At 52.7% G+C, this 18,690-nt stretch carries 15 protein-coding genes; all 15 read right to left on the bottom strand.

Features of this window, described 5'->3' with window-relative positions; genetic code table 11:
* Position 1 precedes the first annotated feature (1 nt).
* The gene (locus R70723_RS24510) at positions 2–2,083 is read right to left on the bottom strand and encodes a SpoIID/LytB domain-containing protein (RefSeq protein WP_144027097.1); all 2,082 of its coding nucleotides are present in this window, start codon (positions 2,081–2,083) and stop codon (positions 2–4) included.
* A 56-nt stretch (positions 2,084–2,139) separates the two neighbouring features.
* Entirely contained in the window at positions 2,140–3,147 is a 1,008-nt protein-coding gene (gene ruvB / locus R70723_RS24515; protein WP_039876328.1) for a Holliday junction branch migration DNA helicase RuvB, read from the bottom strand.
* Positions 3,148–3,197: 50 nt separating this feature from the next.
* Positions 3,198–3,821 carry a Holliday junction branch migration protein RuvA gene (gene ruvA / locus R70723_RS24520; protein WP_039876329.1) on the bottom strand — a complete coding sequence of 208 codons (624 nt, stop codon included), beginning with the start codon at positions 3,819–3,821 and terminating at the stop codon, positions 3,198–3,200.
* Positions 3,818–4,321 (bottom strand): crossover junction endodeoxyribonuclease RuvC, encoded by a 504-nt coding sequence (gene ruvC, locus R70723_RS24525; protein WP_039876330.1) that lies wholly within the window; start codon positions 4,319–4,321, stop codon positions 3,818–3,820. Before ruvC ends, ruvA begins: the two co-directional genes overlap by 4 nt.
* A gap of 257 nt (positions 4,322–4,578) precedes the next feature.
* Positions 4,579–5,313 carry a LytR/AlgR family response regulator transcription factor gene (locus tag R70723_RS24530; protein WP_039876331.1) on the bottom strand — a complete coding sequence of 245 codons (735 nt, stop codon included), beginning with the start codon at positions 5,311–5,313 and terminating at the stop codon, positions 4,579–4,581.
* 21 nt (positions 5,314–5,334) lie between these two features.
* Positions 5,335–6,627 carry a sensor histidine kinase gene (locus R70723_RS24535; RefSeq protein WP_231574778.1) on the bottom strand — a complete coding sequence of 431 codons (1,293 nt, stop codon included), beginning with the start codon at positions 6,625–6,627 and terminating at the stop codon, positions 5,335–5,337.
* 190 nt (positions 6,628–6,817) lie between these two features.
* Positions 6,818–6,988, bottom strand: a complete 171-nt coding sequence (locus R70723_RS33070; RefSeq protein ID WP_076418426.1) for a cyclic lactone autoinducer peptide — start codon at positions 6,986–6,988, stop codon at positions 6,818–6,820.
* The gene (locus R70723_RS24540; protein ID WP_039876332.1) at positions 6,960–7,598 is read right to left on the bottom strand and encodes an accessory gene regulator B family protein; all 639 of its coding nucleotides are present in this window, start codon (positions 7,596–7,598) and stop codon (positions 6,960–6,962) included. The genes R70723_RS33070 and R70723_RS24540 overlap by 29 nt, the downstream gene beginning before the upstream one ends.
* A gap of 212 nt (positions 7,599–7,810) precedes the next feature.
* Complete coding sequence (locus R70723_RS24545) at positions 7,811–10,129, bottom strand: polyketide synthase family protein (RefSeq protein ID WP_039876335.1); 2,319 nt, start codon at positions 10,127–10,129, stop codon at positions 7,811–7,813.
* Between the two features lie 39 nt (positions 10,130–10,168).
* Entirely contained in the window at positions 10,169–12,763 is a 2,595-nt protein-coding gene (locus tag R70723_RS24550) for a condensation domain-containing protein (protein WP_039876337.1), read from the bottom strand.
* A 39-nt stretch (positions 12,764–12,802) separates the two neighbouring features.
* Positions 12,803–13,909 (bottom strand): ABC transporter permease, encoded by a 1,107-nt coding sequence (locus R70723_RS32335; protein ID WP_052421453.1) that lies wholly within the window; start codon positions 13,907–13,909, stop codon positions 12,803–12,805.
* A gap of 1 nt (position 13,910) precedes the next feature.
* Complete coding sequence (locus tag R70723_RS24560) at positions 13,911–15,062, bottom strand: ABC transporter permease (RefSeq protein WP_039876340.1); 1,152 nt, start codon at positions 15,060–15,062, stop codon at positions 13,911–13,913.
* 2 nt (positions 15,063–15,064) lie between these two features.
* Positions 15,065–15,982 (bottom strand): ABC transporter ATP-binding protein, encoded by a 918-nt coding sequence (locus R70723_RS24565; protein ID WP_039876342.1) that lies wholly within the window; start codon positions 15,980–15,982, stop codon positions 15,065–15,067.
* Between the two features lie 267 nt (positions 15,983–16,249).
* Positions 16,250–17,002, bottom strand: a complete 753-nt coding sequence (locus R70723_RS24570) for a BofC C-terminal domain-containing protein (RefSeq protein WP_144027096.1) — start codon at positions 17,000–17,002, stop codon at positions 16,250–16,252.
* A gap of 369 nt (positions 17,003–17,371) precedes the next feature.
* A complete protein-coding gene (locus R70723_RS24575) occupies positions 17,372–18,652 on the bottom strand; it encodes a serpin family protein (protein ID WP_052421455.1) in 1,281 nt (426 codons plus the stop codon).
* Between the last annotated feature and the right edge of the window lie 38 nt (positions 18,653–18,690).

An 18,690-nucleotide genomic window follows, 5' to 3' on the forward strand; every position in this document is an offset into this window, starting at 1 on the left:
TTCATTCCTTAACTATAGTAACGTTATTAAAATAGTGTTGCAATATTTGCTTATAATCATACCCGTTGTCCGCCATGCCCTTTACGCCCCATTGGGACATGCCGAGACCATGGCCGTTCCCCCAGCCGATAAAATAGAAGCCGCTGGTTCCCGTTACGACACGTGCAGCAGTGCCTGCGCCCATGACAACTGTTCCGCTGGCATTGGCGGACACCTTGCCTGAAGCCGACAGCACGCCTGCCGTCTGTGAACCGCTGACTGTAGCGGTTTTGCCGTCAGCGCCTAATACAGTATAACTTCCGGAAGGTACAATATCAAACAAGGTGCTGGGCAATCCGCCGAACGAGGAACGGAACAAATCCGGGTATTTCACCTGCAGAATCTCACCGTTCGCCTTCACCTGTGTAGCTCTGCCGGAAGGTCCGCGCTGCGTGACCTGCAGGCTGACAATCGAAGAAGGCAGTGAATTACTGGTCTTGCCGGCCAGGCTCTTGAGCAGCTCGGCGGATGTATACGGTCCTTTGATCCAGCTGTAGCTGCCGTTCTCATATACCTGATCCAGCACTACAGCGTTCTCGCCCGGATTCAGCTTACCTACCGGATTGGCACTGCTCTCAATCACCGGCAGCGGACGGACATTCACATCTTTGGTTGTGGCCGTCGCGATGCTGAGTCCGGCGGCATTCTTGTCTCCGGTCAGCTTGATATTGTCCTCGCGGGCATAGCCGGTAACGCCGCTGGGCAGCAGCAGATAGTACCACTGCTTCGCGGATCCGACTGCCGCTTTATCCTCAGCACTGGGTACGCTGACGAAGGGATCACCGCCATTGTTCCATACCTCGGAAGGGTCGGCTGTTCTGCCGCCGCTGTTGGAGGAGAAGACCGCCTCGACCACCTTGCCGCCGCTGATCAGCACTTCGGCTGCAGTATCATCAACAGCCTTGGTGATTGCAGGCGCCTCGGCACCGATTCCGTTATAAACCTGGCTAAGAGTCGTATCTACTACGTTAGCCACATCGAATTTGTTGCCCTGGGCCCGCGCATAGCTGCGTGCAGCTACCGCCTGGGCTTTTAGCGCTTCGGCTGGCCAGCCCGAGGAGACTTCACCGCCGACTACAGCATACAGGTACTGCTCCATCGGAACCACATTAATGACGGCAAGTGATCCGGACAGTCCGCTCAGTTCCAGATCACCGCGGTAGGTCCGCTTGGATCTTTCGGCAATTTGAATGCCTGAGGCGTTGCCGGAGGCTGTAAATTTCGCTCCGCTGCCGGAGACGACATAATGGTAGGCCTGTCCCTGGCTGGTCCAGTCCAGACCGGCATCCGTGCGGATAATCAGCCCCGGAGTGCTGACAGCAGCTGCAGCCCAGGACAGCTGCGGCAGAGCAGCCGCTGCCTGTGCCTGCAGGGCAGCCAGCTCACTGTCATTCACGGCCTCACCGGCCCATACCTGGTACCGGGCACCGCCGTCAGCACCTGATGCCAGCACCTGCCAGGCATCGATTCCGGCATCCGTAATGCTGCCGAGCACCGCCGCCGCTTCCTGTGCAGTGGCGAAGTCGCCTGCCAGCAGATGCTTGTTGCCCTTCACAGCTGCAGCCTGTCCCTCCGGAATGGATAATCCGGCCTTATTAACGCGGGCAAGCCCGTCCTTGGCTGCTGCTTCACTTGCATAGGGAGCCGTATACAGCTGGTATACACTGGCCCCGCCGCGTGTTGTCACGAACAGCTGCGGCTTATCCGACGTGGATTGCAGCTTCTTTGCGGCATCGGCCGCAGTCTGCCAGGAGGAGGTCTCCATTACTTTAACCTTGTACAGATCGAGGCTTACGCGGATTCTGCTGTTGCCGGGTACAGGCAGCAGTGCCGCTTCGTTACCCGAGGTCAGCGTAAACGCTTCTGCCGACTGCAGTGTAACGAACGGGACAGTCGATTTATATTTGCTGCCGATATCGGCGTATAGGGCAACCCTGATCGGTGCGGATTCGGCGTAAGTGTCACCTGCAGGAACAAGCAAACTTCCGGCGGTCAGCGCTGCCGCAAGCAGCGCCCGGCTTAGCTGCCTGGCAAACTTCATCATGTCATCCCCCTTGGAAGTTAAATGTAGATTATAGGCTTACTGTTCAGGACGTATCCTTAATTCTGCTGCGGCGGCAGCGGAAGACCTAAATGATGATAGGCAGCCGGTGTCACGATTCTGCCTCTGGGCGTACGCTGCAGAAAGCCGATCTGCAGCAGATACGGCTCATACACATCTTCAATCGTCTGACTCTCTTCACCTATCGTAGCAGCAATTGTATCCAGCCCGACAGGCCCGCCGCGGAACGAGGTGATCATGGCATTCAGCATTTTGTGGTCAATGCTGTCCAGGCCGCGCGGGTCAACCTGCAGCATCTTCAATGATTCGGCCGCAATCTCAGGGGTAATAATCCCGTCCCCACGCACCTGCGCGAAGTCGCGGACCCGCTTCAGCAGGCGGTTGGCAATACGCGGTGTTCCCCGGGAACGCAGGGCTACCGCCTCAGCCGCATCTCCGATAATCTCAATGCCGAGCATTTCGGCACTGCGCGAGACAATGAAGCTGAGCTCATCAATGGTGTAGTATTCCAGACGGCTAACCACACCAAAACGGTCACGCAGCGGTGCAGACAGAAGACCGGCGCGGGTGGTCGCCCCGATCAGCGTAAACGGCGGCAGGTCCAGCCGTACGGAACGGGCGCTTGGCCCTTTGCCGATCATAATATCAAGGGCAAAGTCCTCCATCGCCGGATACATGACCTCCTCCACCGTACGGTGCAGCCGGTGAATCTCGTCGATGAACAGTACGTCGCCCTCCTGCAGATTGGTCAACAGGGCGGCCAGATCACCCGGCCGCTCAATCGCCGGTCCGGAGGTTGTCCGCAGATTTACGCCGAGCTCGTTGGCGATAATATTCGCCAGCGTCGTTTTGCCGAGTCCCGGCGGCCCGTACAGCAGTACATGATCCAGCGCCTCACTGCGCATCTTGGCTGCTTCAATATATATTTTCAGGTTTTCCTTCACCTGATTCTGTCCGATGTACTCGCCTAAATAACGCGGACGCAGACTGAACTCCGCCGCCTGCTCGTCCATCATCAGATTGGCTGATATAATCCGGTCATCCATTATTTATCACTCCGTTCTTCAACACTGTGTCCATGCTTCAAAGCAGCCGCTTACTTGGCAGTGTACAGTAGCCCCAGCGCCTTCTTCATCAGCACATCGACAGTTCCGCTGTCCGCGCCTTCCTTCTTCATCGTCAGCCATACACGGTCAAGCTCTGCTTCTGTATATCCCAGCGCCTTCAGCGCATCCCGTGCTTCTTCCCATGGCAGGGCAGCAGCCTTCGCATCAGCTTCAGCTGCTACCGCGAACAGCCCCGTCTGAATCGGCACGGAGCTCAGTCCGTCCAGCTTATCGCGCAGGTCGAGGATCATGCGCTGGGCGGTCTTTTTGCCGATGCCCGGAAGCTTCATCAGGAAGGTGATATTCTCCTGGTAGATGGCCGAGATCAGCTGATCCGGCGTCCCCCCGGTCAGAATGCCGAGCGCCACCCGTGGTCCGATGCCGGACACCTCAATCAGCTTGCGGAACAGCTTCTGCTCCTCACGGGTCGGGAACCCGAACAGCAGCGTGGCATCCTCACGGGTCTGGTAGTGGATATAGACCATCACCGGACCCTCGGTCTTGGCAAAGGCGTAAGGATTCGGGCAGAACACCCGGTAGCCCACCCCTTGTATATCAAGCACAATATATTCGGACTCCAGATAAACAACCGGTCCTCTTAAAAAATCTATCATTTTCGCAATACCTCATTTAGTTTGGAATTTAGACTCACGGAATGGGCATGACACACCGCTACCGCCAGCGCATCGGCCACATCGTCCGGCTTCGGGACAGCAGACAGCTTCAATAGCAGCTTCACCATTTCCTGTACCTGCTTCTTCTCGGCCTTGCCGTATCCGACGACCGCCTGCTTCACCATCATTGGCGTATACTCGGAAACAGGAAGCCCCTTCTGGACAGCTGCAAGAATCAGCACACCGCGGGCCTGCGCCACCGGGAGCGCTGTCGTTACGTTCCGGGCAAAAAACAGCTTCTCTATGGCAACCATATCCGGCTTATAACGGTCAATGAGCTGGACCATGCCCTCATAGACATGCAAAAGCCGCTCTTCCTCCGGCGTATGCGCCTCTGTCTGAATGGAGCCATACTGAACCGGCGTCAGTTTATTTCCTGTCTTATCAACAAAACCGAAGCCGACAATCGCCAGCCCCGGGTCAATTCCCAAAATACGCAAATCCGATCTCTCCTCTGCTACAGGCAGGATATTCCTCATGACGGTCCATTATCCGCCCTTAAAGCGAACATATGTATTCCTTCAAACCATTATAACAAAAAACCCTCCGGCCGGAGCATAAAATTTGCCGTACCTGCAGATTAAGAGACAAAAAGCGGATGCCCCGGGCTCTCCCGCTGCTGATCCGCTTTTTTAGTAGTTTAATTTAGTAGTACTAATGTAGTTTCTATAATCTATTATTTTTCTATAATCTATTATCAGTGCGGAATAATATCCTTCAGTCCCCCCAGAAAACGGCTGGAGGCATAACAGATTTCACCGTTAATCATCCGGATTTCACGGTTCTTCGTATCCACTTCGGTAATATTATCCTTATTGACGACAAAAGAGTTGTGACAGCGGTAGAACCGCGAGTCCATCTCCAGAATATCCTTCAGCTTGCCGTAGAACTCGACCTGGCGGTTTTTGGCATGCAGAATGATTTTGTGCAGCTGCGGCGAGGTTTCAAAGAATAAAATATCATTATAATCAATGCTGATCAGCTTATCGCCGGATTTGGTCTGGAATTTCTTAATATTGTTGTACTTATTCTGCAGATAACGGGTATTGGCGGTATCAATGCATTCAATAACACGCTGGCGGATATCAGTGAATTTATCCTTCGTGATATAATCCATCGCTTCCACCTTATAGGTGAACGTTAAATAGGTCAGCTCGGAATGAGTGGTCACAAAGACGATAGCTCCAAGGCTGTCATACTGGCGGATCTCCGCACCCAGTGCAATTCCGCTCTTCTCCTCCTGAAGATCCACGTCCAGAAAGTACAGCCCCGTCACCCGGTTATTCTGCAGATAGTCAAGAACATCCTGGGATCGCCCTGTGGAGATTACCAGCTTCATATCCAGGTTCTCCATCATAATATAGTTCTCTATGTAAGTGTTGAGCCGCTTTCTTTGTTCAGGGTCATCCTCACATACAAATATCTCCAGCATCCATTTTCCTCCAATCTATAGCTAATACACTTCAAGTTCCTGAACAAACTGACCTTCTTTCCTGTATGTATCCAGCGTAACACCGGCGCATTGGGAGACAATCTCCCTCAGATTGCTCAGCCCTAGCCCCCGGCCCGTACCTTTGGTGGAGAACCCTTTTTCAAAAATCTGGTGCAGCTCGGGACCGTTCGGCTGGCAGCTGTTCGCTACGGCAATCAGCAGACCTCCGGAACGTTTAACCAGCGCAACCCGCAGGTTGGAGGCTTCGCATTTGACCGCTTCCTCAATGGCATTATCGAGGATAATACCCAGACACCGGCAGAGCTTGACGGAATCCATGTTGATGGCTTCAATCGGCTCAACTGCCTCTACAACAGCATTGATATGAAGCTCCTGGGCACGAATCAGCTTCGAGGACAGAATGCCCTTCAGCTCCTGGACCTTAACATTTTGCAGCGTACCCAGCTTATAGTTGTTATTCTGCATCCCCTGGCTGATCGGAAGGATCTTGTTGTCAAAATAGGTGCTCAGCCCCTCCATATCCTTTGATCTTATGTATTCTGACATCGACAGCAGGATGTTGATATAATCATGGCGGAATTTCTGCATGTCGGCATACATCATTTCAAGATTATCCGTGTACTCCTGCAGCCGTTCATACTGCTCCTGCTTGCTCTGCATCGCTGCCTCTTTCATTACACTTCGTGTAAGCACAAGGAACACACCGATCAGGAGGATAAAATAAAATGCAAACAGCAGGCTGTTCGCCTGAATATTCGCATTGGTGAAGCCCTGCTGCTTCCCGATCAGGATGTTGGCATAAAAAATCACTACTGTAATGACACAGAGAACAGCGAACAAAATCCCGTATCTGCGGATTAGAAGATCAAATGCCTGGAATTTTGTGAACAAAAAGCGTGCGGCGTAGGCCATAATAATGGCTATAACAAAATAAGTAGGGTAGTAGACAAATTTGAGGCCTCCGCTTGTAATCTCATCAAGAGATGAGCTGGAGAAATAAATAAAGATGCTGCTGGTTATGTAATCACTGATTACAGAAATGATAATCGCCAGAATCGGAATGATAACACTAAAAACAATTCCCCTTGATTTCCAGTAACTCATTGCGATACACAGCAGAAGAATAACAGCAATGCTGGCAACACCAATCATGTAATACAGCGGATATACGACAGCAAAAGAGATGACGAACATTGCAAGACTGAATGTAAACTTAAATCTCCGCTGATTTAAAATATAAATACTTAGATTTAGTGTAAGCATCTGAGCTCCGATAGTTAGCAAATCCCTCAAAGTTACGATCCTCCTCTGTATCATCCACCTCTTAATTTTATACAAGATTGGTACTTTAACCCTATGCAATCATTGTAATTCATACAATATAAACTAGTAAAGCTGAATAACCCGAAAAGCCCCCCCTTACCTGGGAGGAGCCTTGCGGGTGTAAGCCTATCTATTCATTCTACACTTTATGTATATAGGCTTATTTTTCAGCAGAAGCTTTGAGCAGCTCCATTGGAATTTTAGGCTCATGGAACAAATACGAGCAGCAGGTTTCCATCGCAATGTCACCGCTCTTGATTGCTGCACTTCTCACTGTTCTGGACATTCCTTCTTTTACCTCGTTAAACATTCTTTGCGTCATAGTTTTCATAATTATTATAGCTCCTTTTCAATAGTTTATAGGTTATTGGGAGAATCATTATCACTTGAAGCAGAATTCCCGACAGCAGCAAAGCCTTGACAGTGGGGCTTGGAATTACCAGGGCGGTTAGCACAATCAGCACACTGGCCCTTGTTGTAGCTTTTCTTAGCTTTTCTCTTCTTTCTTTGCCCAGCAGCGGAAATTTATCTGTATCCGCCGGTGCATAACGGTAAAGCAGCAAGGTAGCCAGTAAACCAATGATTCCTATCTGTATGTTGTTAAACCTTATGTACTGTTCGCATAAATACGGTATGCCTATGAATATGGCAGTACTTGATATGCTGCACATCAAGCTGCTGTTTGCATGGAGCCCAAAGGCTGTTTTGCGGATAGTGTAGTAGGCTGCGTGCATCAATAATGTCTGCCAGAGCAGATGGAACAGGATGGCAGCTCCGTACACCAGAACCAGTTTACTCAGATTAATCAGCAGCATTTCAAAGCCAAGCTTCATTTTCAGGTAATCAATGTATTCTCCCTCACGCCCCTTGTTTAATTTCTCGGCCATTTTGCAGGCCAGCGATTCGGTAAATCCCATCTTTACTGCTTCTTCAGCTTCCATCTTGGTCACCTCTCTTGTCCTTAATATTAAGCTATTATTGGAGAGATGAATGATTTAGTCACAGGAGGCCGCTCAAATGTAGCAACTGTGTGCATAAATGCCGGGGCATGTCCTAAATGTGCCTTTTTTACACGTACCTGTGAAAAATCAATACCTGCCTGATTGCGGAGAGTTTCATAAATGGAGTAATCCGCAAGCATAAACAGCAGCTCCTACAGCGAGCCCTGCATAATCAGCTGTGTCAGCTGCGGCTCCCCCGGCCCCTTAAATACAGTCTCAACATAATGCTCCTGCTTGAAGTAATCGCCCCTCGGCTCCCCACCGGGAGTTATTAAAGCATTCTTGACCTTGTAGTTCCTGACAGAAATAACTGCTCTGCCCAAGCTGTCATATAAAATAATATCCAAAGTTAATATAATATTGCCTTTGTTATCCGAAGTCTTTTCCCGGATTCTCAGATCGGAGTAGAACTCGCTGCCGATTAACGCTCCGGTGCCGAAATCAATTTCGCTCCACAGCCAGGGGAACAGGATCTCGCCGGGCTCTGCAAGCTTGTTCAGGGCATTAAACGCCGGGTCCAGAAGTGAAGGATAGAAGCTGTATAGATCGAATTCACGCTCATAGCCGGAAGGCGCCTTCAGCTTGACCAGCGCGCGGTCGCGCTCCGCACTGACCCAGAGCCTGTCCACAGTCTTCCATCTGCCCGGGATCTGCAGACTTGTGCCTTCCAGGTCCCCAACCTGGCTGGTGACTTCAAGCTCTTCAAGCACTTCAAACTCCTCAAGCTCCTCAAACTCCTCCAGCCCGGTATCCTGATCCAGCCCGGCAGGAGTAGCCCCTTCGGCCTGGAGGGCTTTCGGCACCAGCTCAAGCTGGAGCCAGTTCCGGTACTCTCCCGCTGCGGAGTAAGAGACTGTACCCCGCAGCGTCAATTTATCAATAACAAGGTTGACCTTCAGGGCTTCCTCACCGCTAGAGAGCGGCGCCAGAATATGCAGATTGCGGATATTGAACGCTTCCAGCCCATAGCCGGTTGCCTGCAGGCCCTGGGCAAGCATCTCAAAAATCGCTGTACTGACCATCAGATGGCTGCCGCCAAAGACATGCTCCCTGATCTCCCAGCACTGCTGCAGAATCAGCGGAAACTGAACACATAGTGTATGCTCTGTTTCCAGCCGCTGGAGGGGATTGCTGACTGCAAAGGAGTTACGGTCCAGCGGGAACCAGTAGGAACGCAGCTGCATCTCCAGAGGCTCAGCTATCCGCTTTCCTGCATTCTCATACCCCTCCAGAATAACATGCGCGTTGGTTCCCGTCATCCCGTAGGAGCTGACGCCGGCAAGCGAACAAGGGCGGAGCTGACTGTTTTTGACGGGACTATAGAATACCGATGGCTTGAAATCACCCTCGCTGTCAGGGATCCGGAAATCGGGATGCGGCAGCAGAACACCACGCTCCAGGCTCATCACGGACTTGATCAGCGAGAACAGTCCGGAAGCCACGTCCAGATGGCCGAAATTTGACTTGCTGTCCACGAGCGCCACGGCTTGTCTGTTCACGCCGTGCTCCAGAAAAAATCGGGGCAGACTCTCAATCTCGACGCTGTCGCCGGCCCCTGTTTCTCTGCCGCGGGACTCGATGAAGGCCAGCCGGTCCAGCTGCTCTGCGAACGGGCTCCAGGCTTCCTCGATCAGGCTCTCCCGGGCAAGCGGATTGGGAGCGGACATATTGACGGTACGCCCGTCGTTGTTCATTGCATAGCCTTTGATCAGCCCGTAAATATAGTTGCCGTCCCGCTCTGCCTCTCCGCGTCTTTTGAGAATGACCGCGCATACGCCTTCACCCATGAAGGTGCCGGTGCTTCGTTCGTCAAACGCCTTGGTGGCTGCATCGGTGGCCAGAATATTAATCAGCTTGTCTACCTTCTCGCCGGGCTTGATATACAGGTTGGAGCTGACAATCACCGCATAATCGGTAATACCCCGGCGCAGCTCGTCGGCCGCCTGTATGACCGAAACCAGCGAGGAGGAGGAGCCTGTGTCTGTCATGACCGCAGGTCCCTTCAGATCAAAGATATAATTGATCCGGCTGGCCATAGTTGAATTCAGCAGGTCCAGCAGATCGGGAGTCAGGCCCAGAGCCTGCAGCTGCAGTTGATACTGGTATTGCTGGTTTGTATTGACACTGCCGTAGACGCTGGTCCTGGTTCCCCGGATTGCTTCAAGACAGCCGCTGTCATTCAGCGCCCTCGTTGCCGAGAGCAGCGTCAGCCGCTGATTCGGGTCCATGTACTCCGCACTTTTCTGGGCAATATGATAAAATTTATGGTCAAATTCATCAATGGCCGGGAAATAGGAGCCCTCCATATAAAGCTCCCCGTCACCGGACAGCCCGCTCTGCTTCAGCCGCCGGCCGGGAAACCGTCCTTTGGACACCCGCCCCGCGCTTAAGAACCGCCATACCTCCTCCTGATTGCGGCAGCCCGGCATGGACAGATCCAGACCTATAATGGCGATATCTTCTTTACTCAAGCCTCCTCACTTCCTTCGTAAAACATGACATTCTTGTTGTTATCCGTTTCTCTGCTTGTATAACTGAGCAAGCTCCTGAAGGGCTGACTGTACATCCCCGGCAATCCGGGCCTCTTCCTCCGGGCTGTAAGCCAGGTCATCAATATACATGCTAATCCGGCAATCCCGTGCAGACAGCTGGAAATTCAGCAGCAGCTGGAAATTCGGCACGCCGGGGAATTCAAGCACCTGGTCAAACAATGAGCCTTCACCGCTGCCCGCGGCCAGTGTCTGTAATACGATAGCCGGAGCATCCAGTGTGAAGCCCGCTCCGTTCAAATCATAAATCGAGGCTGCCTGATACCTGTGCGCAGCAGTAAGGCTCTCCCTCAGGACATTGTCATCCGCAGTGTCAAAGAAGACCGGCAGCACCCGGGCGAAGGACTGGACAACGTTGATTGCGCCTGGAATTACCCTGCCGTGGTACACAGCGCCCACATATCCCTGTGTTTGGTTGAAAGCCAGTGCCAGACGGCTCGTCAGGGAAGAGAGCAGCCTGTGTTCCTTCTCCGGATACGGCGCTTCTGCTGTCTGACAGGTAAACTCATAATGATGATAGCTCCCCTTCGTCCGCACCGGCTTGCCCATGCTTGGATAGGCGTTACAACGGAGTAGCGGCTGCCAGCCCTGGACATCACCGGCAACCGCAGCCTTATAGCTGGCTGCGATTTGCGCATACTGGGCGAATTGCACAGGCTTGCCGTTGAAGCTATCCTCAATCTGGCTGAGCAGAACGCTGAGACCGATCTGATCGATCAGCATAGGGTGCATATTGAGATAGAGGTAGGTCTGGCCGGTCGAACGCAGTGTAACCAGTCTGATATCCCACAGCCGCCCACTGCCCTGCTGCCGGAATCCTCCGCTAAGCTCTTGCAGCTGAGCTGCATCAGCGAGTGTAATATGTTCAATTTCAACATGGCGCTTCCGTCCGATCTTCCCCTGTACCTCACCATCTGCGTAAATATATTGCGTGAAGAAGACATCATTGCAGGCAATAACATGCTCAATGGCGGCCTGCAGCGCATTCAATTCAACCGCACCCTGCTCTGAAATGCGGTAAGCATATTTGACACTGTACATGTTGGTATCCGCCAGGCGGAAGCTGTCGATAAACAGCACCTTCATAAAGTTCGGGCATTCGTATTCGTCCGGCTCCACAGCATCCCACTGCGGGAGGACGGCATGGCCGACCCGCTCCAGAATCAGCTGCTTCAGCTCGCGGAGCGTTCCTGAAGTATAAATATCCTGATAGCTGAGCTGTACGCCCAGATGCTCGTAAATATCCGTAATCATTTTTGCTATATCCAGCGAAGAGATGGAGGAATGGAGGTCCTCATCCTCACCGATATCGGGAAACCAGTGGCTGGTTCTCTCTTTCCGCCAGGCGGCCGGCCGGGGAATCGCCGCTGCAGTCTCCATGACAGCCGCCTGCGCATGCGGCTCACCGGCAGGCTGCGACAGGTCCAGCCGGTCCAGCAGAAGCAGCATTTCCTCAAGCCCGGCACACAGGTGCTGAATCAAGGGCTGGCCGCAGCAGAATTCATATTCAAGATGATGGCTGTATTCATTGAACTGAAGATGGTTATTGCACTTGTAGAGATAGCCGCCCATCGTAAGCCGGGAGAATATGGCCGATCTCTGCTCCAGCTCCGGCATTCCGGTATAAGACACTACATAGTCATACCCGTGGTACCCGAGGAGCTCCATATATTCCTCATAAGACAGCAGGGCAGAGCCGCTGATGGCCTGGAACAGCTCCTTGAACAGGCTGCGGGCATTGCCTTCATAGCTTGTGCCCGCTTCTATTTGCAGAAGAAGCGGCACAATATCCGTGAAGTTCCCGATAACAGCGGCCTGCTGCATTTGATCCCTGCGGGACACCGCAACTCCGATCAGGTTCCTCCGCTGCGGTGAGAGCAACGCCAGTGCAAGCAGGATGACACCGAACCGGGTGATGCTCAGCTTGTCTGACAAAGATACCGCTGCGCTGTAAGCCCTGTCCGCCAGCCGGCCGCGGCCGTATACAGTCTCGGTGTACAGTCCGCCAGTCTGATCCGGGCGCAGATACTGCCTGATCCTGTCGGCATACCCGTCCGTACCCGGCAATGCCTTGCTCAGGCCGGCCGGCGTCCGGAAATAGCTGCCCTCATCAAGCACAGGGGAGCTCTTGTTCACCAGTACCTGCTCCAGACAGTCCAGGAACAGATAGAGGGAATCTGCATCCATAATCAGATGATGCATCAGAAATTCGATACTGCATTCATCCTCCTGCAGATAGTAAGCAGCCAGGAGACCGCCCTCGAAGACCGCCATTCTCCGGCCGTTAAGCGGTACGCTGCTCCGGTAATCCTTGAAGGCGCTGTCCACGGCAAATATGTACTTCGGGCCCTGTCTGATGATTCTGCCGCTGAAGGCCTCAGCCGCGTTCATTACCTGTCTGACCGCCTGGTCTATTTCATCCCTGCTCCACCGGTTATCATAAGTAACGGTGAAATAGAGACCGTAATCCTTATCATTCTTTTCGGCGTATAATATCTTCTGCTGCAAAGGCTCCAGCTCATAATACCGTGTGCCGTCCTGGGGATCTTTAAGCATAAAGCGCTTTTCCTCCTTTCACCTCGCCCGGTGCCTGCACTAGATATCCTGAGTCTTTACCCGGGTGAGCAGCAGGAAAATGACCGCCGCACAGCCCAGCAGGCTGACAAAATGAACCGTTACCGCACCGCTGCTCCCCGTGAACCCGCTGAACAATTCTGTGTTCAGCTCCGTAATCCACCGGGTCGGCAGAATCTGGGCGAAGCGCTGCATGCCTTCCGGCATGATTGAGCTGGGCCAGAGCGTACCGCCAAGCATCGCCAGCGGCAGGGAAACCACGGTAACCAGCAGCCGTCCGGTGGACTGTTTCGTTGTGCGGCTGACCAGCAGCAGGCCGATGCCTGCAGCAATGACATTAAGCAGACCGTAAGCCAGCACCAGCAGCAGCAGATGGAATGCAGACAGCCCAAGATCAATTCCGAAGGCTCCGCTCATCAGTGCAATCATAAGCAGGAACTGGACAACGCCGATCGCTGCGAATACGCTGACCGTCTGTAGATAGTAGCTGAGCTTGTTTTTAGCCGTCAGCAGCACCCGTTCAGTCGTGGAATGAACCTTGTCACCCAGGAACACCAGGGTGTTGGTCATGGTCAGGAAGAGCATGATGAACACAATCATGTTAAACGTGCCGGTCAGAACCGCCGCATTCGGATTGCCCAGAATACTTGGCTCAATTGTGACTGGCGCCGGTGAATCCGCCATCAGCTTCATGCTCTCCTGAAAGGCTCCGGCATCAGGTGCATTATTCGCCAGCGTCTGCAGTGAGGAGAAGATGCTGTTTAGCTTGACTTCAAGTGATTTGGAGTTGAAATTAACCTCCTTGGCATAGCTCTCGATCTGTACCGCCTCCGGATTGGCAAAGAGCTCACCGGCTGTACTGGTAACGACAATTCCCAGATTCGTGCTTGCCTGGATGGCGCTGTCTGCATCCTTTGCATGAGTCAGGGTTACATCCTGCTTCTCCAGCATGGCGGAGACATAAGAATCAATTGCGTGGTCCGGTACATACATGGCCAAGGTTACCTCGGTGGCATCGTTATACTGCTTGACCACCATGAAGGTGAACAGAACGGGCAGCAGCACCATGAAAATCAGCGTCAGCCTTCTTTTTACTATCCGCTTCAGATAGAGTCCAAAGATTCTCATGTTACCTTACCCCCTTCCGGGCTAATGAAAAGACAGAGATTAATACAAACCCCAGAGACAGGACCAGTGCATTGTAGACAGGCATCAGGTCGATTACCCCCTGCTGGATATAGTTGAACAGCGGCTGCTGAAACACTTCATTAATGCTCAGCCTGCTGAGCGAGCCGAAATCCAGCTTGATAAAGCCGCCGCCTATAAAGGTCATTACGGGAATCAGCAGGGAGACGATACTGTCCAGTGCCTTCATGTGCCGTCCAAGCACTCCGAGGAACAAGCCCAGCGCGTTAAAGAAAATGGCGCCGACTATAATGATGAACAGGACGACCAGAATGTTATTGCCGTAAGAGACATTAAAGAACAGCTTGGCACAGGCTACAATAACCAGCCCCTGAAGAATGGAGATCGAGCAGCCGGTCAGCCATTGGCTTACTACCAGCGACATTTTGGATACCGGTGAGATCAGATAGCGGTCACCCAGCGCTTCATTGTATTCTTCCTGAATGAAATTCATCGTATTGGCCAGCCCGTAAAAGAGGATTAGAACCAGCATCGTCACGCCGTAATAGCTCAGTCCCGACATCCTGCCTGCATCACCCTTCTCTCCGGCTGCACCGCCTGCCGTCAGCAGATTGCTGTAGGCATGCTGATAGACAGGCGGCTGATTGTCACGTCCGGATACGCCCATAGCCTGGTACCCGTCGCCGAAGGTGGAGAGGGTCAACGCTGTGATATTCACCTTATCGATGTTCTGATCCTTGCCGTAAACCGTAACCGTACTTTCCCGGTTTGCTGTGACGCCTTCGGTCAGGCCGGCAGGCAGATAAATGAACTGGTCATATTTATCAGCCTCCAGGGCTTTACGTGCCTCCTCTGCACTTGCAGCAACGGTGACGTCATACAGCTCCCGGTTCTCAGCGCTTGTCAAAAAGGCTAGGATATCCTTTCCGAACTGGCCGCTGTCCTCATTAACCACGACCGTACGGGTCTGTGTGATATTGACCGCCGCGGCTGTCTCCTTGGCTTCCGGCTGGAACATGGCCGATAAGGCGTTGCCCAGAATCACAATCAGCAGCAGCGGCAGCAGGATGTAATTGACAAAGACGACAGGACTTTTAATCTTCCGCTTCATGTTCGTTAGATAGATCGTCCACATGGCTAATCCCTCAAATTCTTCTTAGTCAGTTTGAAAAACACCTGTTCGAGATTTGGCGAGATGTACTGGAAGCTCTTGAGCTCATCGCCGAACCTTTCCTTGATTTCGCTGATTACACCGGCGTCGTTCTTCGGAACCGCCAGCTCAATTTTGTTATCCTCTATAGCCATTACTGTGTAATCCGCCAGCCGTGCGGTGTAAGCGGAGCTCTTCTGCTGAAGCTCCAGCTTCAGAATGGCCTGGTCCGTATAAGCCTCCAGAATGTCGCTTAATCTGCCTTCACAGAGCAGCGTGCCATTGTCAATAATCCCGACATGCGAGCAGATTTTTTCGATCTCCTCCATATAATGGGAGATGTATATGATGGTTGTGCCCAGCTGGTTCAGCTCCAGAATGGCATCCAGAATCCGGTTGCGCGACTGGGGGTCAACCCCTACGGTCGGCTCATCGAGGATGATGACATCGGGATTGTGTACAATCCCGCAGGCAATATTCAGCCGCCGCTTCATCCCGCCCGAGAATTTCTTGGGCTTTTGCTTACGCTCGTCCCACAGGCCTACAAACTCCAGAGCATAGCGCACCTGCTTCTTCAGCTTTTCACCCTTGAGGTTGTAGAGCTTGCCGAAGAATTCCACATTCTCATAGGCCGACAGATCATAGATCAGCGCCAGATCCTGCGGCACATAGCCCACCCGCCTCTTCGTGCTTTGGTTCGGGTACTCGTTGAACCAATGCATCTTACCCCTTTGAGGTTTTTCCAGCCCAAGCATTACTTTGGTCAAGGTTGATTTGCCTGCCCCGTTGGGACCCAGCAGCCCGTAAATTTGTTTGTCTGTAATAGAGATGCTCAGACCGTCCAGCACCGGTTCCTTTTTGTTATAACTGAAGCCTAAAGCCATGCCAGAAAAAATAGTCCGCATTGCTGTACCTCCTAAATGTTTTATAGCGGCTGCTTATGAAAAGACTGCCCTGGTAGCATCTGCTGCTTGTTTCCTATAATCAAAGTTTAGCATCGGAGCGTACGGATATACTTTTATGTCATAACAGGCACGTTTTAGATAATATCTGCGAAATAATTCGCATTAGACAACACCAGAAAGCAGGCAGCCAACGGGAAACCGGAGCTTATAAATCAAAAAAAACGGCCATGCTGCCCGTTGCCGGACGCATAGCCGTTAATATGAAATCTATTCTGCCTGCATAACCTGTTCAGCCGAATCCCGCGCATAGTCACTGAAGGTCGAGAGCACACTGTTGTATTCCTCGATATCCTGCACACGTATGCCGTCATGCAGCTGCTTCCACACCTCTTCGGGAAGTGAGGATTTCATCGAGCCCATATCCATCTGAAAAAAGGTCTTCAGCACCTCTTCCCCCTCCGGCCGGCCCTTGAACAGGCTCAAATTGCCCTCTTCATCGACTCCGATGTAGGCATTCTGCTTGGTCAGCGGTGACAGGTCATTTACCCGCTTCTCCAGCCACAGATCGCCCTCAGCGCTGATCCATCCGCTCCAGCCGGGGCGGTCCTCAATCAGTCCCTTTAGCTGCCCGGGAGTTTTCAGGCCGGACAACGTCTGGATCTCCTCACCGGTGACGTAGACTGTCTTCAGATGAACAATCCGGCTGATCCCCTCGGCACTTACTGTCTCCAGCAGCTTGGCACGCCGGGGCTTCAGGCCGCCGTCTTCCCCGGTGTCACCGGCATTCTGCCGGACAGCTGCCAGTGCCGCCACACTGCTGTCCTGATCTCCGTTCTGCAGCGGATCATAGAATGTGCTTGCTTCCGCCGGCATATTCCATTCGTTCGTGCTGAGCAGTCTGCTTAGCTCTTCCGGAACCTGCATCCCCCGCCAGGCAAGCACCGATAATACAATACAGGCCGCTCCAACCCAAGGGGCATTCTTCCACCGTCTCCACCGCCGCCACAGTTGTTTTTTCAAGCGAAAAGCGTTCACTGTAATCCCTTCATTCTGCTTTTTTGGCTATTGTGGCCTGCGGAGGGAGGGATTATGCGCCTCTGGCGGAAAAAGTTTGCTTCACTTGCTAATGAGCCACGCGACGAGCCTGCCCGGATCCGTTTAGTTGGATTTTAGTTACCTAATTTCTATAAATCCCGGCATTTACGCCGATTAGCTGGAAAAAAGACATCTATTTCGGTCTATTTCTGCTCTGAAGCTGATTTCCGTGAAATTAACTGCCTATTTTCCAACTAATGTTCCGGCAACGGTGGTGAACAGAGAATTAACTGCCGAATTTCCACTTAATCTGAAGAGCATACCGTATCCCCCCTCTGCGCCACTCACATAAGGCTATTCCGCCGGAAGCGGCTTCCCGATTGTTCCCAGGAACAGCCATAATCCGGTCTGCCTGTCCTCGATAATGAAGATAAAAGGCCGGTCGGCAGTCAGCTCAAAGGGTAAGTCCGCAGTGGGAGCCGCTCCGGCATCCATTGCAACGAGCGTTGAGGCAGCGGCTTCTGTTCCGGCTTCATTCACCTCGATATACGTCTTATGAATAATCGAGCCGATGAAAATGGGCATATCCACATCTGCAAGCGCCGAAAAATCGGCCTGGGCCGGGTCAAAAGGAATCTTAACACCCAGTGCCTGTACAGCCTCCTTCAGATCAGCGCCATATTCGGCAGTGAATCGCGGAAGGCCGACGGTTCCGAACCTCTCCGCGAACTGGTCTCCGGCAGGCAACCCGCCCTGAAGCACCTCATCTACAGACCAATCCTCAGACGGCAGAATGACCAGCATTTCCATCTGACCTTCCCCGTAAGGCAGACGTACAGCCTGCCAGTCCTTAGTCTCTGCATAAGCAAAGTTGCCGGTTTGCTTCATCATCATCACTTCTGCCGGGGTATTATTCCCCGAGTGGAATTCCGCAGGCTCAGAGCGCTCTACAGGAAACTTCTCTTGCCAGGCTCCTTTAAAATACAAGGCGTTGACCAGCAGCGCCACCGTATTGCCTCCGGGCGGCTGTTCAAGCATCCTGTCTATTTTGCCCGCCGTATGGTCTGCAACCCACTGGTTCACCTTGACTACAGTCTTCTCCGCAGACAGGTCTGTTGTGCGAACCTGCGCCCCATAGCTGGTTTCGGCTGCTTTCAGATAATGCTTGTGCAGCCTTATGCCGTTCTCTACCCACACCGAATTGGCCAGCTCTAGCTGAATGCCGGGTCCGGCATTGTTCAGCAGCGGCAGCAATGCCTTGTTGCCGGCATTCAGCTGCTCCAGCTCCCCGGGAGCATAGCCCAGCAGCCCGCCAAGCTCCGCTGCCGTCTCACCGCTGCTGCCGTTGTAAGCAAGCGCCAGCGCAGCTGAAATACTGTAGGGTGAAATTGTCAGATTGCCTTCAGCCCTGCCCTGCTCCCTCAGCTTGCTAAGCAGCCGCAGGCCAAGCTCATTGCTCTGCCTGGCAAGCCGGGCATCCAGCTTCGCGGCTGACGCTGCACGTTCACTGTAGTTCATCTTTGAGCTGGCAGCAGAGTCGCCGGCAACGTCACCAGAGCTGCCTGAACCGCAGCCGGCCAGCAGAACACACGGAAGCAGCAGGATACATAGATGCAGTACCGTTCTTTTTTTCATGAAACGTCCCCCTTTTATCTCAATCCATTCAGGCAAAT

This window comes from Paenibacillus sp. FSL R7-0273, assembly GCF_000758625.1.
Classification (GTDB): domain Bacteria; phylum Bacillota; class Bacilli; order Paenibacillales; family Paenibacillaceae; genus Paenibacillus_AQ.